General features: G+C 58.2%; 25 protein-coding genes. 9 read left to right on the top strand and 16 right to left on the bottom strand.

The window, feature by feature from the left end:
• The first annotated feature begins 148 nt into the window (after positions 1-148).
• The 5 genes from tomB (at position 149) to HF650_RS05910 (ending at position 2,843) form a co-directional block, all read left to right on the top strand.
• On the top strand, positions 149-523 hold the full coding sequence (tomB, locus tag HF650_RS05930; protein ID WP_187801579.1) for an Hha toxicity modulator TomB: 375 nt from the start codon (positions 149-151) through the stop codon (positions 521-523).
• A 23-nt stretch (positions 524-546) separates the two neighbouring features.
• Complete coding sequence (locus HF650_RS05925) at positions 547-765, top strand: HHA domain-containing protein (RefSeq protein WP_023478287.1); 219 nt, start codon at positions 547-549, stop codon at positions 763-765.
• Between the two features lie 75 nt (positions 766-840).
• Positions 841-1,410, top strand: coding sequence for a maltose O-acetyltransferase (maa, locus tag HF650_RS05920; protein ID WP_187801578.1), 570 nt, complete (start codon positions 841-843; stop codon positions 1,408-1,410).
• A gap of 100 nt (positions 1,411-1,510) precedes the next feature.
• A complete protein-coding gene (locus tag HF650_RS05915) occupies positions 1,511-2,014 on the top strand; it encodes a YlaC family protein (RefSeq protein WP_187801577.1) in 504 nt (167 codons plus the stop codon).
• A gap of 127 nt (positions 2,015-2,141) precedes the next feature.
• Positions 2,142-2,843, top strand: a complete 702-nt coding sequence (locus HF650_RS05910; protein WP_187801576.1) for a GNAT family protein — start codon at positions 2,142-2,144, stop codon at positions 2,841-2,843.
• On the opposite strand, the gene ykgO is transcribed toward HF650_RS05910, so the two are convergent.
• The 3 genes from ykgO to HF650_RS05895 form a co-directional block, all read right to left on the bottom strand.
• Entirely contained in the window at positions 2,840-2,980 is a 141-nt protein-coding gene (gene ykgO / locus HF650_RS05905; protein WP_023478279.1) for a type B 50S ribosomal protein L36, read from the bottom strand. The two genes, HF650_RS05910 and ykgO, sit on opposite strands and share 4 nt — an antisense overlap.
• A gap of 3 nt (positions 2,981-2,983) precedes the next feature.
• Positions 2,984-3,244 carry a type B 50S ribosomal protein L31 gene (locus HF650_RS05900; RefSeq protein WP_187801575.1) on the bottom strand — a complete coding sequence of 87 codons (261 nt, stop codon included), beginning with the start codon at positions 3,242-3,244 and terminating at the stop codon, positions 2,984-2,986.
• 212 nt (positions 3,245-3,456) lie between these two features.
• The gene (locus HF650_RS05895) at positions 3,457-4,827 is read right to left on the bottom strand and encodes a PTS transporter subunit EIIC (protein ID WP_187801574.1); all 1,371 of its coding nucleotides are present in this window, start codon (positions 4,825-4,827) and stop codon (positions 3,457-3,459) included.
• A 277-nt stretch (positions 4,828-5,104) separates the two neighbouring features.
• On the opposite strand from HF650_RS05895, the gene HF650_RS05890 reads away from it, so the two are divergent.
• Positions 5,105-6,304 (top strand): enolase C-terminal domain-like protein, encoded by a 1,200-nt coding sequence (locus tag HF650_RS05890; protein ID WP_187801573.1) that lies wholly within the window; start codon positions 5,105-5,107, stop codon positions 6,302-6,304.
• 1 nt (position 6,305) lies between these two features.
• Here the strand turns inward: HF650_RS05890 and HF650_RS05885 are convergent, their stop codons facing one another.
• From HF650_RS05885 to HF650_RS05855, 7 genes are all read right to left on the bottom strand, one after another.
• Positions 6,306-7,022, bottom strand: coding sequence for a GntR family transcriptional regulator (locus tag HF650_RS05885; RefSeq protein ID WP_187801572.1), 717 nt, complete (start codon positions 7,020-7,022; stop codon positions 6,306-6,308).
• Positions 7,023-7,127: 105 nt separating this feature from the next.
• Positions 7,128-10,199 (bottom strand): beta-galactosidase, encoded by a 3,072-nt coding sequence (locus tag HF650_RS05880; protein ID WP_187801571.1) that lies wholly within the window; start codon positions 10,197-10,199, stop codon positions 7,128-7,130.
• Between the two features lie 103 nt (positions 10,200-10,302).
• Entirely contained in the window at positions 10,303-11,382 is a 1,080-nt protein-coding gene (locus HF650_RS05875) for a LacI family DNA-binding transcriptional regulator (protein WP_187801570.1), read from the bottom strand.
• A gap of 214 nt (positions 11,383-11,596) precedes the next feature.
• Positions 11,597-11,815 (bottom strand): hypothetical protein, encoded by a 219-nt coding sequence (locus tag HF650_RS05870; protein ID WP_023478265.1) that lies wholly within the window; start codon positions 11,813-11,815, stop codon positions 11,597-11,599.
• The gene (locus HF650_RS05865; RefSeq protein ID WP_187801569.1) at positions 11,812-12,063 is read right to left on the bottom strand and encodes a hypothetical protein; all 252 of its coding nucleotides are present in this window, start codon (positions 12,061-12,063) and stop codon (positions 11,812-11,814) included. The genes HF650_RS05870 and HF650_RS05865 overlap by 4 nt, the downstream gene beginning before the upstream one ends.
• A 236-nt stretch (positions 12,064-12,299) precedes the next feature.
• Positions 12,300-12,845 carry a GNAT family N-acetyltransferase gene (locus tag HF650_RS05860; protein WP_187801568.1) on the bottom strand — a complete coding sequence of 182 codons (546 nt, stop codon included), beginning with the start codon at positions 12,843-12,845 and terminating at the stop codon, positions 12,300-12,302.
• A gap of 86 nt (positions 12,846-12,931) precedes the next feature.
• Complete coding sequence (locus HF650_RS05855; RefSeq protein WP_187801567.1) at positions 12,932-13,543, bottom strand: hypothetical protein; 612 nt, start codon at positions 13,541-13,543, stop codon at positions 12,932-12,934.
• Positions 13,544-13,627: 84 nt separating this feature from the next.
• Between HF650_RS05855 and HF650_RS05850 the strand changes: the two genes are divergently transcribed.
• Positions 13,628-15,049 carry a PLP-dependent aminotransferase family protein gene (locus tag HF650_RS05850; protein ID WP_187801566.1) on the top strand — a complete coding sequence of 474 codons (1,422 nt, stop codon included), beginning with the start codon at positions 13,628-13,630 and terminating at the stop codon, positions 15,047-15,049.
• Between the two features lie 3 nt (positions 15,050-15,052).
• Here HF650_RS05850 and HF650_RS05845 read toward each other — a convergent pair whose 3' ends face one another.
• Positions 15,053-15,646, bottom strand: a complete 594-nt coding sequence (locus HF650_RS05845; protein ID WP_187801565.1) for a hypothetical protein — start codon at positions 15,644-15,646, stop codon at positions 15,053-15,055.
• A gap of 112 nt (positions 15,647-15,758) precedes the next feature.
• On the opposite strand from HF650_RS05845, the gene HF650_RS05840 reads away from it, so the two are divergent.
• Complete coding sequence (locus HF650_RS05840) at positions 15,759-16,178, top strand: GFA family protein (RefSeq protein WP_187801564.1); 420 nt, start codon at positions 15,759-15,761, stop codon at positions 16,176-16,178.
• A 9-nt stretch (positions 16,179-16,187) separates the two neighbouring features.
• Here HF650_RS05840 and treC read toward each other — a convergent pair whose 3' ends face one another.
• A complete protein-coding gene (treC, locus tag HF650_RS05835; RefSeq protein ID WP_187801563.1) occupies positions 16,188-17,852 on the bottom strand; it encodes an alpha,alpha-phosphotrehalase in 1,665 nt (554 codons plus the stop codon).
• A 16-nt stretch (positions 17,853-17,868) separates the two neighbouring features.
• Positions 17,869-19,290, bottom strand: coding sequence for a PTS trehalose transporter subunit IIBC (gene treB / locus HF650_RS05830; protein ID WP_187801562.1), 1,422 nt, complete (start codon positions 19,288-19,290; stop codon positions 17,869-17,871).
• Positions 19,291-19,533: 243 nt separating this feature from the next.
• On the opposite strand from treB, the gene treR reads away from it, so the two are divergent.
• Positions 19,534-20,481 carry a trehalose operon repressor TreR gene (gene treR / locus HF650_RS05825; RefSeq protein WP_187801561.1) on the top strand — a complete coding sequence of 316 codons (948 nt, stop codon included), beginning with the start codon at positions 19,534-19,536 and terminating at the stop codon, positions 20,479-20,481.
• A gap of 51 nt (positions 20,482-20,532) precedes the next feature.
• Here treR and HF650_RS05820 read toward each other — a convergent pair whose 3' ends face one another.
• From HF650_RS05820 to HF650_RS05810, 3 genes are all read right to left on the bottom strand, one after another.
• On the bottom strand, positions 20,533-21,312 hold the full coding sequence (locus tag HF650_RS05820) for an acetoin reductase (protein WP_187801560.1): 780 nt from the start codon (positions 21,310-21,312) through the stop codon (positions 20,533-20,535).
• A gap of 69 nt (positions 21,313-21,381) precedes the next feature.
• Entirely contained in the window at positions 21,382-22,779 is a 1,398-nt protein-coding gene (gene lpdA, locus HF650_RS05815; RefSeq protein WP_187801559.1) for a dihydrolipoyl dehydrogenase, read from the bottom strand.
• Complete coding sequence (locus tag HF650_RS05810) at positions 22,772-24,295, bottom strand: 2-oxo acid dehydrogenase subunit E2 (protein ID WP_187801558.1); 1,524 nt, start codon at positions 24,293-24,295, stop codon at positions 22,772-22,774. Before HF650_RS05810 ends, lpdA begins: the two co-directional genes overlap by 8 nt.
• Positions 24,296-24,297 lie beyond the last annotated feature (2 nt).

Here is a 24,297-nt window from a genome sequence, read left to right as displayed (position 1 = left end):
CGTGATAGCTCAATGAAATCCTATTCATAGTGGCTTATAGTTATATCAACGAACATAAATCAGCATTTGTCTCTGGTCAGAGCAGAAGTTCCCATCCTGAAACAGCCTTTGGTTAGTAAAAAAATTACCACTCAGAAGGGGATGCGTTATGGACGAATACTCGCCGAAAAGGCATGATATTGCGCAGCTTAAATTTCTCTGCGAAACGTTGCATCATGACTGTCTCACCAACCTCAAAGAGAGCCATCATGGGTGGGTTAACGATCCAACATCAGCCATTAACCTGCAGTTAAATGAGCTGATTGAGCATATCGCAACGTTCGCGCTGAATTATAAAATTAAGCACGATGAAGATAATAAACTGATTGAATTGATCGACGAATACCTTGATGACACGTTTATGTTGTTCAGCAGTTACGGTATTAATACACACGACTTACAGAAATGGCGTAAAACAGGTAGCAAGCTGTTTCGCAGTTTCGTCAATGTAAGCAAGGCTAATCCAGTAAGTCACTCTTGTTAATTTTTCAACACTAAGGTGAAGACATGTCCGAAAAACCATTAACAAAAATTGATTATTTGATGCGTTTAAGGCGCTGCCAATCAATTGATACGCTTGAACGCGTTATTGAAAAAAATAAATACGAACTCACCGACGATGAGCTTACGGTGTTTTATTCAGCCGCCGATCATCGCCTGGCAGAACTGACCATGAATAAGCTTTATGACAAAATCCCCTCGTCGGTGTGGAAATTTGTTCGCTAATTCTTCTCAATGTTAAGAGATGTTATTTCTGCCACAGTCAATCGTTCAACCTCCGTACCAGGTACACTCTAAAAAATGAATGATGAAAAACAGAAAATGATCGCCGGTCTTCCCTACCGAGCGGGCGATGAGACTCTGCGTGCCGACCGGCTGCGCGCGCGACAGTTGCTGCACCGTTACAATCACTCCAGCCCGGATGAAAAAACAGAGCGTAAAGGGATTCTTGCCGATCTGCTCGGGCAGAGTGAAGGGGCTTATATCGAACCGACTTTTCGCTGCGATTACGGTTACAATATTTTTCTCGGCAAAAACTTTTACGCCAATTTTGACTGCGTAATGTTGGATGTCTGCCCAATTCATATCGGTGATAACTGCATGCTGGCGCCGGGCGTTCATATATATACGGCGACGCACCCGCTTGATCCTGTCGAGCGAAACAGCGGCGTGGAATATGGTAAGCCTGTTAACATTGGTCACAATGTATGGATTGGCGGACGCGCAGTGATTAATCCGGGCGTTACCATCGGCGATAATGCAGTGATTGCCTCCGGTGCGGTGGTGGTGAAAGATGTGCCTGCGAATGTGGTAGTAGGCGGCAACCCGGCACGCATCATTAAACATCTGGCTGAAGTAACCGTACAGTAACTGTTATCTTTTTTTGTGGCAAAACTGTTACTTTTTTCACACTGGACGGCAACTTAAAATAGCGTGTCCACCTGCAAATCAGTATCAATAAAGGCCCAAGATGACAGAAATACAGCGGCTGCTCACCGAAACGATTGAAGAGATCAACCAGCGCGAGAAACGGGACAACCGACCGCGCTTCAGCATCAGTTTTATTCGCAACCATCCGGGTCTGTTTATCGGCATGTATCTCGCCTTTTTTGCGACCCTGGCGGTGATGCTGCTATCTGAAACCCTTATCGGCTCCGTCTGGCTGCTGGTGGTGCTTTTTATCGTGCTAAACGGTTTCTTCTTCTTTGATGTTTACCCGCGCTATCGCTTCGAAGATATCGATGTGCTCGACTTCCGCGTCTGCTACAACGGCGAGTGGTACAACACGCGCTTTGTGCCGCAGAGCCTGATCGACGCCATCCAGAAGTCGCCGAAAGTGAGCGCTGAAGAGAAAGCCCAGCTGGAAAAGATGATTACGCGTAAAGGTAATCTGTCGTTTTATGACATTTATACCCTCACCCGCCCGGCGTCTGCGCAACCCACCGCGTCTGTAGCTCAGCACTCTGCCGGTTAAGCATGCAGCTGCCGCGCGTAAAAGCGCGGCACGCTTTTTCCTCCTCCCTCTTTTTCAGGAATATCTCTCCTTTGCGATTTGTGGTCTGATAAAAACCGACCGCCACCCGCCTTCTCAAGGAGAGCCGATGAACCAGCTCAATCAATATCAACAACCTATCGGCGAGGCCGTGCCCAACTGGCAACCCCGCCCTTTCCCGCAACGTCTCACTTTCGAAGGCCGCTTCTGTCGCCTCGAACCGCTCACCGTCGATCATGCCTCCGCGCTGTTTCAGGCGCACCAGCAGGCTGAAGATAACCGAAGCTGGACCTGGCTTACCCGCGAGCCGGAAAAAAACGAAGCAGAATATCGTCACTGGGTTGAGAGCAACTGCGCGCTGCGCGATCCCATCCAGTTTGCGGTGATTGATCTGCGCACGGGCAAACCAGTCGGCAGCCTGGCACTAATGCGTATTGATACCGAGAATGGAGTGATGGAGGTGGGACACGTGCATTTTTCGCCGCTGCTCAGCCGCACGCCAGCCTCAACGGAAGCGCACTGGCTGTTAATGCGTTACGCCTTTAGTACGCTCGGCTATCGCCGCTATGAGTGGAAGTGCCACAGCCTGAATGAACCGTCGCGGCAGGCGGCGCTGCGGCTCGGTTTTCAGTTTGAGGGACGCTTTCGCCAGGCGATGGTGCGTAAAGGGCATAACCGCGACACGGACTGGTTCTCTATTATTGATGGCGAGTGGCCTGCCGTCGACCTGGCGCTGCAACGCTGGCTTGCCGCCGATAACTTTACCGCCGACGGCAAGCAGCGCGCTTCGCTGGCATCGCTTCGCGCTTAGCGTCTCTTCTTCTTACCCTGCACCGCTTTAAAGCGCGGGTTCGATTTGCAAATCACATAGATGCGCCCCTTGCGCCGGACAATCTGGCAGTCAGGGTGGCGTTGCTTTGCGCTGCGTAATGAATTGAGTACCTGCATGGTTTACGCCTTCTTATCATTAAAGAACCGGCCATAGCGCTGTTGGAATCGCGCCGCGCTACCCTCGTTGGAGATCACTTTCTGCTTGCCGGTGTAATAAGGGTGCGATGCAGAGGAGACCTCAATCGTGACATAGGGGTAGGTCACCCCATCCAGTTCAATTTCACGATCTGTTCGGATCGTCGAGCCCACTTTGAAGTATTCGTTAGCACTGGTGTCGTGAAACACCACGGTGCGGTAATGGGGATGGATATCAGGTCGCATAATTCACTCATCCGTTTTGTTATAACATAACAAAAGTCTATCGAAGATGTGCCACCATTTCAAGCAGCGCGTGTGCCGTTTAGTTGCCCCGCGTAAGCAAAATGTCAGACAGTTTGGCAGAGCAAACGGTAGAGGGAGTCAATGGGTGGGGATGATGAGCGGAAGCGAGGGCGTGAAAATATCGGTGCGCCGCCTGGCGCACCGACGTTAAGCTATTTTTGCGCCTCTTTCGCCAGCAGCAGCGTGGTGAGCGCAAAGGAGAGCACCAGCGCAATTGCTACGCCGGAGAGCGCAAAGATAAAGTAGGGGCCAATGTAGGCCGGCAGGCTGAAGATGCTCGACAAAATATAGCCGTAGAGCCGCACGCCGAAGAAGGCGATAAACGCCGAGGCCAGCGAGCTGGCAACGGTGGCGGCAATAAAGGCTTTTTTGTAGCGCGTTAAGACACCAAACAGCGCCGGTTCGGTAATGCCGAGCAGCGCAGAGATGGCCGCCGACAAGCTGACGCTCTTCTGCTGGCGATCTTTACTCAAGCGCCAGATGGCGAAGGTTGAGCCAGCAATCGCCATATTGGCCATAAACATCATCGGCATCAGCATGTCATACCCGCGATCGCTGAAGTTTTGCAGCGCAATCGGCGTCATGGCGTGGTGCATGCCGGTGAGAATGGCCACCGGGCGAATCGCCCCCACCACCAGCCCGGCGAAACTGGCCGAGATACTGAACAGCCCTTCAATAAACAGCGCCAGCCCTTTGCCGAGCCAGATGCCGATGGGGCCAATCACCACCAGTGCTGCCAGCGCACCGAGAAACAGCGTCAATGTTGGCGTAAAGACGGTTTTCAGCACCTCCGGCATAATGCTGTCCACCCAGCGATGGATATAGCTGAGCGCCAGCACCGAGAAGATCACCGGGATCACGCTTGCCGAATAGTTAAATACCGAGACCGGGATAGCGTTAAGCAGCCAGAAGGCGCTGACCGCCCCCTCCTGATGCGCCGCCAGCGCTTTCGCTGCCTCGATAAGCGAAGGGTACATCAGGCAGGCCGCGACCGCTGCCGCCAGATATTCATTGGTCTTGAATATTTTTGCCGCCGAGACCGCGAGGAAAAAGGGCAGGAAGTAGAAGACGCCGCTGGCAATCAGATCGATAACGATCACCGTATCGCTTTTCGCCGAGATGACGTTGAGGGCAATCAGCCCGGCCAGCAGCCCTTTGATCATCCCCGCACCGGCAATGGCGGGCACAATCGGCCCGAAGACGCCGGAGACCGTATCCATAAACAGCGACACCAGGCTTTTGCGCCCCTTCTCTTTCGCAGCCGGCGCTGCGGGCGCGTCGCCCAGCGCGGCAAGAAGCTGTTCGTACCAGCTATTGACCTGCGGGCCAATCACAATCTGGAACTGGTCGCTTTGCAGCTGCGCGCCCAGCACGCCGGGCACTTTTTTGATCTCCGCCTGCTCCACTTTATTGTCATCCACCAGCGAGAAACGCAGGCGCGTCATACAGTGCCAGACGTTATGAATATTATCTCGCCCGCCCACCAGGCGAATAATATTGGTGATGGCTTCTTGCGTGCCCATAAAAACTCCTGCCGGATGTGGTGTTGTTTTAGTGATTGCTACCAAGGGTAGAGAAATGCCGGGAGCAAAACAAACCAATAAAATATGAAATCCGTCACACTTTGCCACCAGAGAGCACTCAATAACGCAACAAAGCGCAAATTGGTCAGGTTTTTAATTCTATTAAGAGGTCAAAGCTGACCAAAATATTTATTCGAAAAAAGCGTTTACCTCACGGCAAAATTAAGGTGAAGATAGTGACCATTCCCCGCTTATATTTCGCTGTAAAGGAGTTCCCGTGACGCCAACGCTTATCCAGAGTATCGACTGTTTTATTACCCGCCCCGACAGGCATAACCTGGTCGTGGTGCGGGTAACCACCGATAAAGGTGTTATCGGCCACGGCTGCGCGACCTTTCAGCAGCGCCCGCTGGCGGTTAAAACGGTGGTGGATGAGTACCTGAAACCGCTGCTGACTGGACGCGATGCCAATAACATTGAAGATCTGTGGCAGATGATGAACGTTAATGCCTACTGGCGTAACGGCCCGATCCTCAACAACGCCATCTCCGGCGTCGATATGGCGCTATGGGATATCAAAGGCCAGCTGGCCGGAATGCCGCTCTATCAGCTGTTGGGCGGAAAGTCGCGCGATGCCATCGCCGCCTACAGCCACGCCAGCGGCGAAACCCTCGACGAACTCTTCGCCTCGGTCGATAACCTTGTGGCGCAGGGGTATCGCCATGTGCGCTGCCAGCTCGGTTTTTATGGCGGCACGCCTTCGCAGCTGCAAACGCCGGACAACCCGACGCCGGGCGCCTATTTCGACCAGCAGGAGTATATGCGCAACACCGTTGCCATGTTTAAAGCACTGCGCGAGAAGTATGGCGATAGCCTGCATATCCTGCATGACGTGCATGAGCGCCTCTTCCCGCAGCAGGCGGTGCAGCTGGCGAAGCAGCTGGAACCCTGGCAGCCCTACTTTATTGAAGATATTCTGCCGCCCGCGCAGAGCGGCTGGCTCGATCAGGTGCGCCAGCACAGCAGCGCGCCGCTGGCGATGGGCGAGCTGTTTAACAACCCGGCGGAGTGGCACGATCTGATTGTGAACCGCCGCATCGACTTTATCCGCTGCCATATTTCACAGCTCGGCGGCATCACCCCGGCGCTGAAGCTGGCGGTGCTCTGTCAGGCCTTCGGCGTGCGCCTGGCCTGGCACGGCCCGGGGGATATGACGCCCATCGCCGTGGCGGTCAACACCCATCTCAATATCCATCTGCATAACGCCGCGATTCAGGAGTACATTCCGCGCTCCGCCACAACCGATGCGGTCTTCCCCGGCGCACCGCAAGTGAAAGCGGGTTTTGTCTATGCGCCGGAGAAACCGGGCATCGGCGTTGGGTTTGACGAAGAGGAGGCACGCGCCTGGCCCGTCACCTACCGCCCGCACGAGTGGACGCAGAGCCGTCTCACCGACGGCACTATGCACACGCCGTAACTCAGCCGCCGCCCTGGCGGAAGGTCAGGTTTTCGCGGTTATGCGGGATGACATAGGTACAGCTGTAGTTGATATCGATAATGTCGCTGATCTCGTAGACCTGGCCGCCTTCGAGAATGCCGCGGTTGCTGATATGCATCGCCGGGCTGCCCTTTTTGCAGCCCAGCAGCGCGGCCTGCTCGCGGCTGACGTTCACCGCCCGGTAGGTGGTGAGCAGGTGGGAAATTTGATACCCCTTGCTTAATACATACTGTTGCAATGAGCGCTCAATCACCTGCTGATTGAGATCGGCAAACCCCTCGACCGGCATACGTGAAATCTCAATCTGCACCGCCTGTTCATCAACAAAGCGCAGGCGACAAAACTGCCAGATAAAGCTCTCATCGTTCAGGCCAAAGATCTGCTGCTCATCGCGGTTCGGCCGCTTCTTATGCAGGCTTATCATGCGAAAGCGGATCTGATCGAAACGCTTCTCGGTGATGGAGTTGTAGACCAGTGGGTTGTTGCGCGCCTGCTCATTAATCCAGATGCCGGAGCCCTGCACGATGCGCACCACGCCGATGCTGGCAAGCTTCTCCAGCGCCTGGCGGATGGTGAAGCGCGATACGCCATACTCCTGCGCCAGCTGCCGCTCCGGGGGGAGTTTGCGCGGGCCTGGCGCGCTGTTCTGGTAAATTTTGCTGAGCAGATCCTGCGTGACGAACTCTTTTTTCTTCATCCACCCCTTCCCAACGTGAACCGCCACCGGCGCATGTTATAGCCTCAGACCGGTAAAGATACCCGATGTCGTGCGGGAACAACATGCCCGGCGCGGAACGGGCGTCTATGCCTGCTGCCAGCGCAGGCGATAACGCACCCGCTCCTGCTGCAAAATAAACTCCGGCGAGACGCTCGGGCTCCAGGAGTCATCCCCGCCGACGCCCATATGGAAGGCGTCGAGGTGCAGCCAGCACCCCGCCTCTTCGCGCAGCAGATGGTGGTGCGTCGTCTCCCGCAGTTGAGTGTCGCTGTAGCAGCCGAGGGAGAAATGGAACTGCCCCTCCAGCTGATGCGCGCCGCACTGCAACAGCCGGGTGTCGCAGCGCAGGCCATTTTCGCCGGGGAAGATATAGGGCGTATGTAGCGCCGCCAGCGGCTGCGTCCAGCGCCCCTGGCAGGCCGCGAATTTGCGGTCCGGGTAGTTTTCATGGGGGCCAAGACCGAGCCAGCTCACCTCTGCCGGACTCTCGGCAAGCTGGCACACCAGCCCGATGCGCGCCGGCGGCGGAATATCATTTGCCACCTGCACCGCAATATCCGCCTGCAGGCCGCCCGTGGCGTCGATACGCCAGTTCTTATCGCTGATAAAGGCGCTTTTCCCGGCACCGCTCCAGCGGTGAATCGTGCGCAGCGTCACCTCTTGTGCACTCTCCTGCACCTCAAAGCTCAGCAGCTCGGCGCGCAGATCGTACATCCCCGCCGCTTTCCAGCGCTCCACCCAGGCATTGGGATCGATGCGCGTCACTTCACTGACGCCGATATCGTTATCGAGCGGTGCGCGGGTAAAACAGTCAGTCACCGGTGTCAGCAGCGTCTTCTGCCCGTCGCGCCACCACTGCACCAGATTGCCGCTTTGGCGGCAGAAGGCCCAGCGCTGGTTGCCCTGCGTAACGGTGTAAGTTTCATCATTAACCTCGAGCATCGGGCGCTCGCCCTGTTCATCAGATATCGCAAAATAGAGTGGTGCAGGTAAGCGCCACTGATCCCAGGCGCAGCGATGCCAGGCCGCAGACCAGGCCGTCGCTTCGCGCTGGTAAACCTCGACGTTGAGCCACACTTCGCCCGGCGCAGCGGTCAGCTCCGGCAGGTCCAGCGTCATCTGCACTGTGCCCTGCGGCGCAATAACCAGCGCGGTTTCGCCCTGCGCCAGCACCTCGCCGTCCCGCTCAACGCGCCAGCGCAGCACTTCGTTATCGCTGGTGCGGAACAGGTATTCGCTGGTCACTTCCATGGTCAGCGGTGAAGCGCTGAGCAGAGAGAACTGGAAAAACTGCTGCGCGCGCTGCGCTTCGAACAGCACCGGGTGCGGGGTGCGATCCGGGAAAACCAGCCCGTTCATGCAGAACTGTCGGTCATTTGGCGTATCGCCAAAATCACCGCCGTAGGCCCAGAAAGGCTGCCCATCTTCGCCAATTTTTGTCAGCGCCTGGTCAACCCAGTCCCAGACAAAACCGCCCTGCAAACGCGGCGCGGCGCGAAACGCCTGCCAGTATTTGGCGAAACCGCCAAAGCTGTTGCCCATCGCATGGGCATATTCACAGAGGATCAGCGGCCGGGTCTCCTCCGGCAGGCCAATCCACTTTTTGATCGACCACTTCGGCACTTCAGGAAAAGGTTGATCCTGGTCGACGCGGGCATACATCGGGCAGATGATATCCGTCGCTGCGCTGTTCGCCCCGCCCCCCTCGTACTGTACCGGGCGCGTTGGATCGGTGCTCTTCAGCCAGCGGTAAAGCGCATCGTGATTCGCGCCATGTCCAGACTCATTGCCCAGCGACCAGAGAATGATCGACGGATGGTTGCGGTCGCGCTGCACCATGCGCGTCACGCGCTCGCTCATCGCCGGGAGCCAGCGCGGATCGTCCGCCAGGCGGCTCATCGGCACCATACCGTGCGTTTCAATATTGGCCTCATCCACCACATAGAGACCGTAGCGATCGCAGAGGCGGTACCAGAGCGGGTGATTAGGGTAATGGGAGCAGCGCACGGCGTTGAAGTTATGTTGCTTCATCAGCTCAATATCGCGCCGCATGGTCGCTTCATCGACCGCCTGGCCGTGCTCCGGGTGATGCTCGTGGCGGTTAACGCCGCGGATCAGCAGCGGCTGGCCGTTAAGCTTCAATAAACCCTGGTGGATCTCGACGTGGCGGAAACCGACGTCGCAGGCTTCAACTTCTACACAGTTACCCTGCGCATCGAAAAGCGTCAATGTCAGGCGATAGAGGCTCGGCGTCTCCGCGCTCCAGAGCAGCGGCGACTCAACCGGCAGCGTCAGGCTCAGTCGCTCCGCCCAGTTGCCGCGCTCATCGACCACCGCGCTGCCGGGCGTCTGTTCGCCAGAGGCGATCTTTTCGCCATTGCGCCACAGCACTGCCGTCACGCGCGATCCGGCAAACTCCCCGGCCAGTTCCACCGCCACCTGCAAGGTTGCGCGGGTAAACTCAGCGTTGAGCGCGGTGGTGTAGTGATAATCAGCAATATGCAGCGCCGGTTTATGTTGCAGCGAGACGTCGCGGAAGATGCCACTCATGCGCCACATATCCTGATCTTCGAGATAGCTGCCGTCGCACCAGCGCAGCACCATCACCGCCAGGCGGTTCTCGCCTGCGCGCAGTACGGCGCTAAGATCGAACTCCGCTGGCAGGCGGCTATCCTGCGAGTAACCGATCCACTGCCCGTTGCACCAGAGATGGAAAGCGGAGTTCACGCCGTCGAACACAATTCGCGTCTGCCCCTCGGCGATTGCCTCTGCGTCCACGTTAAATGTGAGCGAGTAACAACCGGTTGGGTTCTGCTGCGGAACAAACGGCGGGTTAACGGGGATCGGATAGGTCACGTTGGTATAAACGGGCGTATCGAAGCCCTGCATCTGCCAGTTGGAGGGAACCGGCATCGCCACGGCATCGGCGCAATCCTGCTCGACCCAGCTCTCCGGCACCGCTTCCGGCGAGGCGAAAAAACTAAACTGCCATAATCCGTTTAACGAGCGATGCGCTGTTGAGTCCCCTTCATCGCGCGCGACGGTTTCATCGCGCCAGCTGCGCATTGGGGCATGCGCCGCCAGGCGATGCCACTGGGTAACAACCGGGTTTTCCCAGTCGCGGCGGGAGAGTAATGAAGCAAGGGTAGATGGCATAACAACCTCTTTTGCGAAGCGCTCACAATTTTCAGCACAATGGCGCAAACCGGGCCACAGGTAAAGGCGCATATCGGCTGAAAGCGAAGAGGATCACAAAAGCTTAGCGGCGATCGAGTAAAGCCACCTGCTCCGCCAGCTGTTGCAGACGTCGGGCCAGCGCTTCACCGCTCTCTTTTTGTTGCGAAAGCGGCGCACTGGAGTGGCGCTCGACCAGATGGACCGGCAGGCGCATCTGGTAAAAATCGTCGCCCTGCGCCTGGCTATCCAGCAGCCACTCCACGCTACGCGCGCCCGCCTCTTTGAAGGCCTGGCGCACGGTGGTGAGCGGCGGCGAAAACCAGGCGCTGTCGTCGGTATCGTCATACCCGACCACCGAGATCTGCTCCGGGACGGCAATACCTTTCGCTGCGCAGGCGCGCAGTACGCCAAGCGCCATCTGATCGTTTGCCACCAGCACCGCCTGCGGCAGCTGCGGCCCGGCGAGTAAGCGCTGCGCCTTTTCAAATCCGGAGGCGGCGCTCCACTCTCCGTGCGCGCAGGCGAAGGGAGACAGCTTTACTTCCTCCAGCGCCGCCAGCCAGCCGCTAAACCGGGCGCGCGCCGAGACCGAGCTCTCTGGCCCGCCGAGCAGCGCAATGCGCTGGTGCCCCAATGCGCGCAGGTGCTCAACCCCAAGGCGCGCGCCCTGAAGGGCGTCAAATACCAGGCTGTTGACCAACGCCGTGTCGCTAACATCAAGGAACAGCACCGGCACCGGTGCAGCCTGCGCCGCCAGCTGCTGTGCCAGCGCATCGTCGAGCGGGACGTTAATCAGCACCCCTTCAACCCGTTGCGCCAGTAGCTCCTGCAATGCCGCCGCACAGCTTTGCCCATCGTGCTGTTCAACCATTGAGATCATCACGCTGGCCCCCGCCTGCCCGGCGCGGCTCTTGACCGCCGAAGCGATTTGCGACGGCGCATGCAGCGCCAGATCGGTAGTCATTAAGCCAAGAGTTTTGCTGCGTTTTCCCGCCAGTTGCTGCGCGCCGCGGTTGGGCACGTAGTGCAGCGCCGCCATCGCCGCCTGCACCTTTTCCCGGGTACGCGTGGAGACATGGGCCGCATCGTTGATCACGCGGGAGACGGTCTGGTAAGAGACGCCGGCATGGCGAGCGACGTCATAGAGAGTGATGGTTTTCATAAGCTTCCGGGCCACTGCGAATTGTATGCAGTATACCTACTTCATCGCGCGTTGCCTGCGCGCGGATGCAGGAAGCAAAAAGAAATAACGACGAGCCAGAAACGGCTCGCCGCAAACATCCTCCTTGATGCTTTATTGAGATGGTTGCTCTTATTATTTGAACCATCATCACACTTTTATTTGCAATTAAAGTGATGGTTTCATGACAAGTGCGTTACTGCTGACGGGGAATGGGAAATCCTTTTAGTGAAATAATAAAGCTGTTCCCTTCTTTTTTAATTTTAGCGCCAGCGTCACACCAGTCCGATGCAATACGAAAGAACTCATCTGTGCCAATATTCCAGTCCAGACGAACTTGTTTGACAAACCCCGAGCGCAGCAGCTCGCAAGCTTCACGGTAACTGTGGGCGATGGAAAGCAGTTGTTGGTTCATTTTCTTTTCTTCAGAAGTTTGCGTAGTGCTTTGATTTCTTTGGTTGTAAGTGGCGTTGCGCTCTCTTCTTCCGTGTGCTGGCTGTCGACTTCTTCCTCTGATACGCTCTCCTCTTCTACTGCCTCAAACGCCAGCAGGAGAAGCTTTTGCGCCGCCGAGCCTAAATTCTCATTATTGACTTCGGCATAATGGCGAAGTTTCTCTTTTAACGCTTCATCAATTCTTACGTTTAATACAGCGCTGGTCATGATTATCCCTTCTGGTGTGAATAAACACGCTAATTAATACACGAACTTAGGTAACCGATCCACAAATATATTTCAGGAATATAACAAGCCAAAATACCCCATAAATAATCTGCACGAGAAAGATGACATAAATATTAAATTAATATTTCATTATTATGACAATTTTAATATATGGATGAGAAATTACTTAGAGGAGATAAATAATTGACAGCCCGGGTGGGCTGTCAAAGCAGGTATCAGCCGTACAGGCGGTTCCAGTCGTCGCGGGTGATCTCCCACAACTCGGTCTCTAACTCGCCCGCCACATAGTGGCCCGGTTGACGGCGAACCAGCCGCATACCGCTGCTGTGCGAGATCTTTCTCGACCGATCGTTGGCCACCGCTTTCGGCGCGCGCAACACCTCACGGTTCAGGCCATTGAACCAGTAATCAGTCACCGCGTGGCACGCTTCGCGCATATAGCCCCTCCCTTGCCACTCCGGTGCCAGCCAGAAACCGCGGTTGTTATCCGGCGTGTCCATCAGGCAGATAACGCCCATTAACTCCCCCTCATCCTCTTTGCGCCGCAGCGTCCAGAACCAGCCCTCACCGGCGCGGCTCGCCGCCAGCGCGACGTTGTCGACATAGTGTTGCGCTGCCCCTTCCGGGTAGGGCCACGGTACGCTGGCAATCAGGTAACGGACGACCTCCCAGCGCGGAAAAATGCGCTGGATCTGTTCAGCATCGGCAGATACCAGCGGTAGCAGGCGTAATCTTTCGGTCTCCAGAATGGGTGTGGTCATAGGCTCCTCCCTTTAGGCCGAAAGGGTCGGCCTGTGATTGCCCAGCATCCCGTAACTTCACCTGCCTGTAAACCTGACAGAAATGGCTAGGCGGCCGGTTTTACTTCTGCGACGGGAACAGGGCGCGGTGCGAAGCGAAACCACGGCAGGCAGAGCTGGATCAGCGGCCCGATGGTAAGCGCATAGAGTACCGTGCCGACGCCGAGCGTGCCGCCCAGCAGCCAGCCAATCAGCAGCACCGAGAGTTCAATCACGGTACGGATGCTGCGCACCGACCAGCCGGTACGCGCATGCACGCCGGTCATCAGCCCGTCGCGTGGGCCGGAGCCAAACCCGGCCCCGATATACATCGCGGTGGCGATGGCATTGACCACAATGGCACTGGCCAACAGCGCGCTGCGCGGCAGCAGCTGATCCAGCGTCGGGATCATCGCCAGCGCGGCATCGGCTGCAAGGCCTATCACCACCACATTGCTGATCGTGCCGAGCCCCGGTCGCTGGCGCAGTGGGATCCACAACAGCAGCACCAGCGCGCCGGTGGCGATCATTACCGTGCCGATATCCAGCGACAGCAGTTTTGCCACGCCAAGGTGAAAGACATTCCACGGATCGGCACCGAGATCGGCGCGCACAAACATGGCGGTAGAGAGACCGTAAAGGGATAATCCGAAATAGAGTTGCAGTAATCGACGCAGCATAATTCTTCTCCGCTTGGACAGGCTTTCATCTTCCCCGGAAATGGACTTATGATTAATGTCCAGTTTTCAGATAGTGGACTGCTTATGTCATCCCGTCGCTTTGGTAGCCAGTCGTTGCTGCGCCTGTTAGGCCACTGGCAGCAAGCCTCATCCCGCACCCCGCTCTGGCGTCAACTTGCCGATGCACTGCGCCTGCTGATCCTCGACGGCAGGCTGGCACTGGAGAGCCGCCTGCCTGGTGAGCGGGAGCTGGCGAGCACCCTCGCGGTGAGTCGCACAACGATTGCCAGCGCGCTGGCGCACCTGCGCGAGGAGGGCTACCTGGAGAGCCGCCACGGCAGCGGCTCGCGGGTGATCCTGCCCGATAACCGCGCGATACCGACGCGCAGCACCGCTGGCGCGGCGCTCGATCTCTCCACCGCTGCGCTCAGCGCCGGGCCGGAGATCCACCAGGCTTATAGCCATGCCTTAACGGCGATAACCCCCTATCTTTCACGCACCGGGTATGGGCAACTGGGCGTGCTGGCGCTGCGCGAAGAGATTGCCGCACGCTATACCGCGCGCGGTTTACCGACCCATGTCGATGAAGTGATGGTGGTGAATGGCGCATTGAGCGGGCTGGCGCTGGTGTTGCGTATGCTCACCGGGCCTGGCGATCGCGTGGTGGTCGATCACCCCACCTACCCGCTGGCGATCGCCGCGATTCAGGGAGCGTCGTGCAGGCCGGTTGGCGTCTCGCTGCCGCAGCGCGGTTGGGATGCCGACGGTTTTGCCGCCACGCTGGCGCAAACCGCGCCGCGCCTTGCCTACCTGATGCCCGATTATCACAATCCGACCGGGCGCTGTATGGATAGCGCGACGCGGGAAGCGATCGCCACCATTGCCGCCCGCACGCGTACCACGCTGGTGGTGGATGAGACGATGGTCGATCTCTGGTATGAAAACGCCCCGCCGCCGCCGCTCGCCGCATTTGATAAACATGACTCGGTGATCACGCTCGGCTCGGCGGGGAAAACCTTCTGGGGCGGATTACGGCTGGGGTGGGTTCGCGCCTCAGCACGCACCATCGCCCACCTGGCGCAGACGCGCGACTCGCTGGAGCTGGGCTCGCCGCTGCTGGAACAGCTGGCGACGCAGTGGCTGATGGCGAACGAAAGCGATTTTTTGCCGGCGCGCAGGGCGATGCTGCAAGCACGCCGCGACCGCTGCGGCGAACTCATGGCGGATCTCTTCCCCACGTGGCATTTTCAGCCGCCGAAGGGGGGGCTCTCTTACTGGGTCGAGCTGCCTGACCGGCTGGCGACAGCCTTTGCCGCCCGCGCTGAAACCGAGGGTATCCATCTTGGTGCCGGGACGCGTTTCGGCCTCGATGGCGCGTTTGAGCGCAATTTGCGCATCCCCTTCGCACTGGAGTCTACGGTGCTTGAGGATGCGCTACTGCGTATAAAACCGCTTTGGCATGCGCTCAATCCAGCGATGCCGTCGTTTAAGCGCAACGTGGTGTAAGCATCAGGAGGCGGGCGGCATCAGCGGGGCGAGGGCCTCGCTTTTCACCCAGCCGGTGGTGCTTTTGCCTTCGTCATTGACATACTCAACCTGCGTCCACTCTCCCTGGGTTTGCTGCACGCCGACCACATCATCCTGCACAACAAAGGCCTTTCGCCGCGTCTTCTCATCAGGCTGGCGGTAGAAGTAGAGCCGTTCGGTGCGCACCTGCGCCAGCGACTGCCAGGCAGTGTCGCGGGTTTTACTCAGCGGCAGGCCATCATTAATCATCGGCAACATAGCATTGACGCAGCCGTCATGGGACTGCCCGCCGGGCACGGTGAGCGTCACGCCGTCGGCTGTCGCCGCCAGATGCCCCGGCATGACCTCAGATGACCAGGACGCGATTTTCGCATCGCCCTTTGCCGACACCTCTCCCGCCAGCGAAAAAGCGCAGGTGCGCGTCACGCCCACACCGAGCGTTTCGCTGTAGTAACCGGTTATTTTTCCCTGCGGCGAGACCGCAAGCTTCAACGATTCGTAAATGCCGGAGTGCAGCGAGGCGGCCATACCGGACGTCGAAACAAGGAGTGTTAATAAAATGAAGGGATTACGCATAGTGCTGAGTCTCAGGGCGGTAGGTGCAGGGATTCTACACGCTTGCGCGACGCTTCCGGTATCACCAAAAAAGGCTATGGTTGAGAGTACCGTTACCGGCTGGAGAGATGAGATGAGTGAGAAAAAACGGGGGCAGTGCCACTGCGGCGCGGTGGTGTTTAACGTGACGCTACTCGACGGCTTTAATAATGCGCGGCGCTGCAACTGCTCCTACTGCCGGATGCGCGGCGCGGTGGCAGTTACCGCGCCGCTGTCAGGCATTGATATTATTCAGGGCAGAGAGAAGCTTACCGAGTACCGCTTTAACACCGGCGTCGCGGTTCACTTCTTCTGCTCGGTGTGTGGCATCTACACCTTCCACCAGCGCCGCTCCAACCCCGATCAATATGGCGTTAACGCGGCCTGCATTGAAGGCGTATCTCCGTTCGACTTCGCCGAAATCCCGGTCTCCGAAGGGGTAAATCACCCCTCGGATGGCGGCGAGAACAGCGGCGTCGCCGGGTATCTGCGCTACACCCCCGCCGGGAAATAACGCGCTAACTTACTCCCGCAGCCACCAGCCGCACTCATAGGGTCTGAGCGTGCCGGTGGCGGGCAGCTGCGTGCCATCAGCGTAGTTGCTATAGAGCAGACGCCAGCCCGCCTCACGGGGTAAACATGCTTCATTCAGCGCCAGCGGATCGCCGCTGAGATTGGCAACCACCCGCAGGGTTTGCTCCTCATCCTGCCGCTGATAGCACCAGCTCGCGGGCGAATCGGGATCGAGATCCTGATAGTCGCCAAAGGTGAGCACCGGCAGGGTTTTGCGCAGGGAGATAAGTTCCCGATAGGTGTGCAGCACCGAATCGCTATCAGCCATCTCACTGACTACGTTGATCTGCCGGTAGTTATCCGCGACCTCAATCCAGCTTTCGCCATCGGTAAAGCCAGCGTTCGCGCTGTCATCCCACTGCACCGGCGTTCTGCCGTTATCGCGGGATTTATGCGCCAGCACCGCCAGCACATCCTTTTCATCCTGATGCAGGCGCAGGATTTTGAACATATTCAGGCTTTCGACATCGCGGTATTGATCGATGCGGCTGAAGTGCGGATTGGTCATGCCAATCTCTTCGCCCTGGAAAATATAGGGCGTGCCCTGCATGCCGTGGAGCACCATCGCCAGCATTTTCGCCGAAACGGTGCGCAACGCCCCATCATCACCCAGCCGGGAAACGATGCGCGGCTGATCGTGGTTACACCAGAAGAGCGCGTTCCACGCCAGTTTGTGCATCCCGCGCTGCCATTCGGCGAAGATGCGTTTCAGGGCCACCCGATCCGGTGGTGCAAGCCGCCACTTTTCACCCTGCGGATAGTCGATTTTCAGGTGATGAAAGTTAAAGGTCATCGACAGCTCTTTGCCATCCAGCCGCGCATAGCGCTGGCAGTGCTCAAGCCGGGTGGAGGACATTTCGCCCACCGTCATTAACCCGCGCGGCTGAAAGACGTCACGGCTCATCTCTTCAAGAAAGTCGTGAATCGCCGGGCCGTCGGTGTAGAAACGACGACCGTCCCCCTCATCATCATCCGGCAAATCGGGGTGCTTGGAGACCAGGTTGATGACATCAAGCCGCAGCCCGTCAACGCCCTTATCGGCCCAGAAGTGGCAGACCGCCTTCAGGGCGTTGCGCACTTCCGGGTTCTCCCAGTTGAGATCCGCCTGCTGGGCAGAGAAGGAGTGCAGATAATACTGCTGCGTCTCCTCATGCCAGCACCAGGCGCTGCCGCCAAACTTGGAGTGCCAGTTATTAGGCAGCCGACCCTCTTTGCCGTCGCGCCAGATATAGAAGTTGCGCCAAGGGCTGTTACGGTCGCTGGCAGCGGCTTTGAACCACGCATGCTCCGTGGAGGTATGGTTAAACACCATATCCATCACCATCTTAATGCCGCGCTGATGGGCGGCGTCAACCAGCGCCTCAAAATCAGCCATGGTGCCAAACAGCGGATCGATGGCGTAGTAATCCGCCACGTCATAGCCGTTATCCACCTGCGGCGAGAGGTAAACCGGCGTTAGCCAGATGGCGCTCACACCGAGCCACTGCAGGTAGTCAAGGCGACGCACAATGCCCTGAAGATCGCCGAGGCCATTACCGGTACTGTCCTGAAAACTGCGCGGGTAGATCTGGTAAATCACGCCGTTTTGCCACCACGGAACATTACGTTTGCTCATTGCATCGATCCCTTTTTCACACCACCAGCAGCTTGCCCGCTGCCTGCTTACGTTTATAGATAACCGTGGTCAGCACGAGCGGGATCACAATCGCTACCAGCATCGCCAAACCATAAATCGACCAGTATTGGGTTTTCACCGAGAGGATCGCCGGTAAGCCGCCGACGCCAATGCCATTCGCCATCACGCCGCTCAGCCCACAAATCAGCCCGGCGCAGGCACCGCCGACCATGCCGCAGAGCATCGGGAAGCGATACTTCATGTTGATGCCGTACATTGCCGGTTCCGTCACGCCTAGATAGGCCGAGATGGCGGCGGGCACTGAGATCTCCCGTTCGTTAACCTTCTTGCTCACGAGAATAATGCCGACGACTGCGGAACCCTGTGCAATGTTAGAGAGGGCGATAATTGGCCAGACCGGCGTGCCGCCGAGGTTCTGAATCAGTTGCAGGTCAACTGCCAGCGTGGTCTGATGCACCCCGGTGATCACCAGCGGCGCATAGAGGAAGCCAAACAGCGCCGAGCCAATTGGCGCGAACGGCCCGGTCATCAGATGGCTAACGCCCCAGGCGATGCCGTTACCCACCACACGGCCGAACGGCCCGATGATGGTGTGCGCAAGGAACACCGCAATCAGCAGCGAGAGCACCGGTACGACTACCAGCGTCAGGTAATCCGGCACGATGCGTTTAAGCTTCAGCTCAATCCACGCCAGCGTCAAACCGGCCAGAATCGACGGAATAACCTGCGACTGGTAGCCCACTTTATCGATGGAGAACCAGCCAAAGTTCCACACCTCCGGCGTCTGCTGCCCGAGCAGATAGGCGTTCATCAGCTGCGGAGAGACCAGCGTAATCCCCAGCACAATGCCGAGGATCGGCGTGCCGCCCATCTTCTTCACTACCGACCAGCAGATACCGACCGGAATGTAGAAGAAGATCGCTTCGCCAATCAGCCATAAGAAGTCGTAGATGCTTTTCCACACCGGCGACGCTTCGGTAAGCGGCGCGTCGTTAAACAGCGGCAGATCGCCAATCAGATTGCGGAAACCGAGGATCAGACCGCCGCTGATCAGCGCTGGCAGCAGCGGAAAGAAGATCTCCGCAAAGTGGGAGATGAGGCTCTCATGCCACTTCATATTCTGCCGCGCCACGCGCTTGGCACTCTCTTTGTCGGTGCCGCTCACCTGCGTATGCTGCAACAGCAGTTGATACCAGTCGCCGACATCGGTGCCAATCACCACCTGAAACTGCCCGGCGTTGGTAAAGCAGCCCTTCACCATCGGCAGTTTTTCAATCTCGGCGGGTTTGGCTTTTTTCGGATCGTTAAGCACAAAACGTAAACGGGTAATACAGTGACTGACGGTTGCAACGTTCTCTTTGCCGCCGACCAATTCAATAAGTTTATCAATATCCTGGGGGTTACTTTTTATCGCCATCTTTTCTCTTCCAGCAGGTTTGATGAGTGAGCTGTTGTTATTACAACTTTTCGTAAAAACTCTTACTCTGAACCGAGCGATAGAGACCATAGCGGCAACCTACCCATCCGCCTAGTTGGAACGTTCCAATTTTAGCAGACGATCACAAAATAAACGGTAAAACGCAGCGGCACAGAGAGGTGCCTTAGGGGATTCATTAATGCTAGTATCGCCGGGTCCGATCTTCAGGAGGCCCGTGCGGGTATGAGTGATAAAAAGCTAACGTTAAACGACATCGCCAAACTGTGCGGCGTCGGAAAGTCCACGGTCTCGCTGGTGATCAACAACAGCGATAAAGTGAAGAAAGCGACCCGTGAACGCGTTGAAGCGATTATCAAAGAGCAGGGTTACACGCCGTCGAAAGCCGCTCAGGCGCTGCGCTCGCAGCGGGAAAAGATCATCGGCGTGATTGTCACGCGTCTTGATTCCGCCTCAGAGAATCAGGCCATTCGCGCCATTCTTCCGCAGATCTATCAGCATGAATATGATGCGATTTTAATGGAGAGCCTGCTCGATCCCACCCTGCTTGCCGCGCACCTTAATGTCCTGGCGCAGCGCAATGTCGAAGGGGTGATCCTGTTCGGTTTTTCCGGCGTCGATAAGCACCTGGTAAAGGGCTGGAAAGATAAGCTGGTGCTCATCTCCAGCGCCCTGCCGGAGGTGGCGTCGGTGGTCTACGATAACGTCGGCGCGGTCAATGTGCTGATGGAGAAGATGCGCGACGAGGGCCATCGCAGCGTGGCCTATATCGGTGTCACCACTAACGATCCCACTACCGGGAATATCCGTTACCAAACCTACCTTGAGCGGTGTGAAGCGTTTGGCATGACGCCGCACGCGGCGCTCGGCGATTTGAGCTATCAGAGCGGTTACGACCTGGCGAAAGGGTTGCTTACTGCCGAGAGCGGCGCGCTGATTTGCGCCTCTGACACCATCGCCATGGGCGCGATTAAATATATTCAGCAGCAGGGGTGGAAGATTAAAGTCGGCAGTATTGGCAGCACGCCGCTGATGACCTTCCTGCAGCCCGATGTGTTGAGCGTTAAAATGGGCTACCAGCAGGCGGGGCTGAAAGCCTCGCAGCTGCTGCTGGAGATGCTGCACGGAACGCGTACGCAAGAGCATATTGTTATCCCCTGCACCTTCCAGTAGCGGGCAGTGAAAATGACGCCTTCGTCAGACGAAAGCGTCACTTGCCTGGCCTTAACGGTAGACCAGCCCGCCATCAATCAGGATCGCCTGTCCGGTTACATAGTCGGAATCCGGCCCGGCGAGGTAGGCCACCAGCCCGGCCACATCGTCCGGTGTCTCCGCGCGGCCCAGCGCAATGCCCTCAACATACTTCTTATAGGTCTCTCCCAGCGGCGCGCCGGTGATATCGGAGAAGCGGCGGTCAATCTCCTCCCACATGCCGGTGCCGACAATCCCCGGGCAGTAGGCGTTAACGGTAATACCGCGGCTGGCATACTCTTTTGCCGCCGTCTGGGTTAAGGCGCGAACGGCGAATTTGGTCGCCGAGTAGATGCCCAGCAGCGCGAAACCATCATGCCCGGCAATCGAGCAGGCGTTGATGATTTTTCCCTTCTGCTGACGATCGATAAACTTCTTCGCCGCCGCCTGAATGCCCCACAATGTCCCCTGCACGTTGATGCGCATAATGCGATCCACCTCTTCCGGGGTGACATCGGCAAGCGGCTGCACCTGCGCGATACCGGCGTTATTGACGATAATGTCAAAGCCGCCCAGCGCCTCTTCAGCGTGATCGACAGCCGCATAGACCTGATCGCGTTGTGAAATATCGGCGACAAAGGTCGCCACTTTACGCCCCAGCGCCTGCACCTCTTTCGCCACCGCCTCGAGGTTGGCGGCGTTCATATCCACCAGCATCAGCGACGCCCCCTCTTTCGCAAGGCGAAGCGCAATCCCACGTCCAATTCCCTGGCCTGCGCCGGTGACCAGCGCCACTTTATTATCAATCGTCATACTTTCTCTCTTATGGTTTGATTTACACCTGCGCCGCAACAGAGTGTCGCGGCAAACTTCACTACGTATTCATTGATGCAGCGCGCGCCCGTCGGCGGCAAGGATCGCTTCATGCATCGCTTCAGAAAGGGTCGGATGAGCAAAGATCGCCTGGTGCAGGCTCTCCTCCGTCGCCTCCAGCGTATGGGCAATGCCAAATCCCTGAATCTGCTCCGTAACGTCGCTGCCCACCATATGCGCGCCCAATAACTCGCCGCTCTGCGCATCGAACAGGGTTTTGACAAAGCCCTGTGGTTCGCCAAGGGCCAGCGCTTTGCCGTTGGCCTGGTAGGGGAAAACCCCGACGCGGATCTCGCGCCCGTCGGCACGCGCGCGCGCTTCGGTTAAACCGAGGCTGGCCACCTGCGGCCGGGTGTAGGTGCAGCGGGGAATAAAATCAGGGCTGACGGGTGCCGCGACGGACAGCCCGGCGAGCGCCTCAACGCAGCGCACGCCCTGATAGCTCGCTTTGTGTGCGAGACACGGTGCGCCCGCGACATCGCCGATGGCGTAGAGGCCAAAGACGTTGGTGCGACCACGGTCGTCGACCTGAATAAAGCCTCGCGCCATCTCAACGCCGAGCGCTTCAAGGCCAAGGTTTTCGATATTGGGCTGAATACCGGCGGCGCAGAGTACGCGATCGACCTCCAGCGTCTGCTCGCCGTCGGCGGTTTTCAGCAGGCAACTGACGCGCTCGCCGTTGACCGTCGCCGAGCGGATCTGCGCCCCGGTGAAGATCTGCATTCCGCGCTTCGCAAACTGCTGCTGCACCAGCGCCGAGACATCGCGATCCTCCAGCGGCAGGATCTGATCCGCCAGCTCTACCAGCGTCACTTCACAGCCGAGATCGTTATAGAGACTGGCAAACTCCGCGCCGATGGCACCGGAGCCGATCACCAGCAGCGAGCGCGGCAGCGCGGCGGGGTTGAGCGCTTCGAAGTAGGTCCAGATATGGCTTTTGTCCGCCTCGATGCCCGGCAATGGGCGCGGACGCGCACCGGTGGCGAGGATAATGTGATCGGCGCGATACTCCTGCTCGCCGCCGTCGATACCGCGCACCGCCACCCGCCCCTTCTCCAGCAGGCGGCCTTCGCCGTTGATCACCGTGACATTGTGCTTTTTCAGCAGGAAAGCGACGCCGTCGGTTAGCCGCTGCGACACCGAGCGGCTGTACTCCACCAGACGGCGGATCTCAAACGCGATCTCGCCGACGTTAAACCCCAGTTGATCGGCATGGCGCATGGCATGCCCGACCTCAGCGCCGTGCAGCATCGCTTTGGTCGGGATGCAGCCCCAGTTGAGGCAGATACCGCCAAGATGCGTCTTCTCCACCAGCGCAGTGCGCAAGCCTAACTGCCCGGCGCGGATGGCGGCGACGTAGCCGCCCGGCCCGCCGCCGATGATCAGCACATCAAAGCTGTTATTCACCGCACGCCTCCTCGACCAGCATCAGAGAGGGAGTTTCGATAGCGCGTTGCAGGTGCTGCATAAAGGTCGCGCCGACCGCGCCGTCAATCACGCGGTGATCGCACGACAATGACAGGGTGAGCCGCTCGCGTGGCACAATCTGCCCTTCATGCACCACCGCGCGGGACTCCGCAGCCCCCACCGCCAGAATCGCGCACTGCGGCGGGTTGATAATGGCGTCGAACTGGCGGATGCCAAACATGCCGAGATTTGAGATGCAGAAGGTGCCGCCCTGAAAATCCTCCGCTTTCAGCGTGCCCGCTTTGGTGCGTGTCACCAGCTCATGCAGTTGCCGGGAGATGGCACCTACCGTTTTACGGTTCGCTTCGCGCAGAATCGGCGTATAAAGCCCGCCGGGCAGCGCCACGGCGATGGCAATATCGGCGGTGTGAAAACGACGAATGGTCTGCGATGCCTCGTCATACTGCACGTTCATCTCCGGCACGCTCATCAACGCCTGGGCGCAGGCTTTCACCAGCAGATCGTTGAGCGTCACTTTTAGCGACGGCAGTGCGCTGTTCACTTCCCGGCGCAGCGCCTGAATGCGCGTCAGATCGACCTCGCTGACGAGGCGAAAATGGGGCGCGTTGCGCTTGGACTCCTGCAAACGGCTGGCGATAGTGCGGCGCATGGCGGAGAGCGGCTGGCTATCGTACGCCGCGCGCTCCTCAACCGGTTCCGCTGTTCGGGCAACACTCTTCTCACCGCTACCGCGCAGCGCGGCTAACGCTTCCACATCGGCCCGGCTGACGCGCCCGGCCGAACCTGAGCGGCGGCAATCGTGCAGGTTAATTCCTAGCTGGCTTGCCAGACGGCGCGCGATGGGCGTTGCCGGAATCTGGCTATCATCCTGGGTGGTGTGACGTGGTTTGGCCTTCACCGCTGCGCGCGGCTGTAACTCGGCGCTGCCACCGCCTGCGGTAATCGCCGCCTGGAGATCGGCGACGGAGATACGCCCTTCGCGCCCGCTACCACTCACCTTACTCAGGTCGATGCCCTGCTTTTTCGCCAGACGCAGGGCGTGTGGCGTAGCGTTAACCTGCGCCGCATCAGTCTCGCCGCGCAGTGCCGCCGGGATCGCATCCTGCGCGGCGTTTTTTTCTGGTGCAGGTGTTGAAGGTGCTGGAGCGGAGGCAGCTGGCGCGGGTGTCGATGGTGCGCGCTCTGGCGCGGGTTGGGATGCGCCGCTGTTAAGGGTGGCGGCAAAAGCGTCAAGTTCGCTTTCGCTCACCTGCTCGTCAGCCACAAGCGCCAGCACCGCGCCAACCGGCAGCGTGTCGCCTGGCTGAGCCAGCAACCGGCGCAGTACGCCCTCCCACGGCGCTTCCAGCACGTTGGTTATTTTGCTGGTTTCAATTTCACAAATATCCTGCCCCTGGCTGAAGGCGCTCCCCTCCTTAATCAGCCACTGAGCCAGCGTCCCCTCTTCCATCGAGAGCCCCCATTTGGGGATCTCCAGCGTGCGGATTGTGCTCATGG

The sequence above is a fragment of the Kosakonia sp. SMBL-WEM22 genome (genome assembly GCF_014490785.1).
Lineage (GTDB): Bacteria > Pseudomonadota > Gammaproteobacteria > Enterobacterales > Enterobacteriaceae > Kosakonia.
The sequence above is the reverse complement of the archived record's forward strand: the minus strand, read 5'-3'. Positions and strand labels throughout refer to the sequence as shown.

Coding starts and splice junctions, on each gene's coding strand:
- HF650_RS05870 (WP_023478265.1), bottom strand. CDS start 11,815: ATGAACCAACAACTGCTTTCCATCGCCCACAGTTACCGTGAAGCTTGC.
- HF650_RS05850 (WP_187801566.1), top strand. CDS start 13,628: ATGTCATCCCGTCGCTTTGGTAGCCAGTCGTTGCTGCGCCTGTTAGGC.
- HF650_RS05880 (WP_187801571.1), bottom strand. CDS start 10,199: ATGCCATCTACCCTTGCTTCATTACTCTCCCGCCGCGACTGGGAAAAC.
- maa (WP_187801578.1), top strand. CDS start 841: ATGAATGATGAAAAACAGAAAATGATCGCCGGTCTTCCCTACCGAGCG.
- ykgO (WP_023478279.1), bottom strand. CDS start 2,980: ATGCAGGTACTCAATTCATTACGCAGCGCAAAGCAACGCCACCCTGAC.
- HF650_RS05810 (WP_187801558.1), bottom strand. CDS start 24,295: ATGAGCACAATCCGCACGCTGGAGATCCCCAAATGGGGGCTCTCGATG.
- HF650_RS05840 (WP_187801564.1), top strand. CDS start 15,759: ATGAGTGAGAAAAAACGGGGGCAGTGCCACTGCGGCGCGGTGGTGTTT.
- HF650_RS05855 (WP_187801567.1), bottom strand. CDS start 13,543: ATGCTGCGTCGATTACTGCAACTCTATTTCGGATTATCCCTTTACGGT.
- HF650_RS05925 (WP_023478287.1), top strand. CDS start 547: ATGTCCGAAAAACCATTAACAAAAATTGATTATTTGATGCGTTTAAGG.
- HF650_RS05865 (WP_187801569.1), bottom strand. CDS start 12,063: ATGACCAGCGCTGTATTAAACGTAAGAATTGATGAAGCGTTAAAAGAG.
- HF650_RS05875 (WP_187801570.1), bottom strand. CDS start 11,382: ATGAAAACCATCACTCTCTATGACGTCGCTCGCCATGCCGGCGTCTCT.
- treC (WP_187801563.1), bottom strand. CDS start 17,852: ATGAGCAAACGTAATGTTCCGTGGTGGCAAAACGGCGTGATTTACCAG.
- treR (WP_187801561.1), top strand. CDS start 19,534: ATGAGTGATAAAAAGCTAACGTTAAACGACATCGCCAAACTGTGCGGC.
- treB (WP_187801562.1), bottom strand. CDS start 19,290: ATGGCGATAAAAAGTAACCCCCAGGATATTGATAAACTTATTGAATTG.
- HF650_RS05900 (WP_187801575.1), bottom strand. CDS start 3,244: ATGCGACCTGATATCCATCCCCATTACCGCACCGTGGTGTTTCACGAC.
- HF650_RS05895 (WP_187801574.1), bottom strand. CDS start 4,827: ATGGGCACGCAAGAAGCCATCACCAATATTATTCGCCTGGTGGGCGGG.
- HF650_RS05915 (WP_187801577.1), top strand. CDS start 1,511: ATGACAGAAATACAGCGGCTGCTCACCGAAACGATTGAAGAGATCAAC.
- HF650_RS05820 (WP_187801560.1), bottom strand. CDS start 21,312: ATGACGATTGATAATAAAGTGGCGCTGGTCACCGGCGCAGGCCAGGGA.
- tomB (WP_187801579.1), top strand. CDS start 149: ATGGACGAATACTCGCCGAAAAGGCATGATATTGCGCAGCTTAAATTT.
- HF650_RS05845 (WP_187801565.1), bottom strand. CDS start 15,646: ATGCGTAATCCCTTCATTTTATTAACACTCCTTGTTTCGACGTCCGGT.
- HF650_RS05860 (WP_187801568.1), bottom strand. CDS start 12,845: ATGACCACACCCATTCTGGAGACCGAAAGATTACGCCTGCTACCGCTG.
- HF650_RS05885 (WP_187801572.1), bottom strand. CDS start 7,022: ATGAAGAAAAAAGAGTTCGTCACGCAGGATCTGCTCAGCAAAATTTAC.
- HF650_RS05910 (WP_187801576.1), top strand. CDS start 2,142: ATGAACCAGCTCAATCAATATCAACAACCTATCGGCGAGGCCGTGCCC.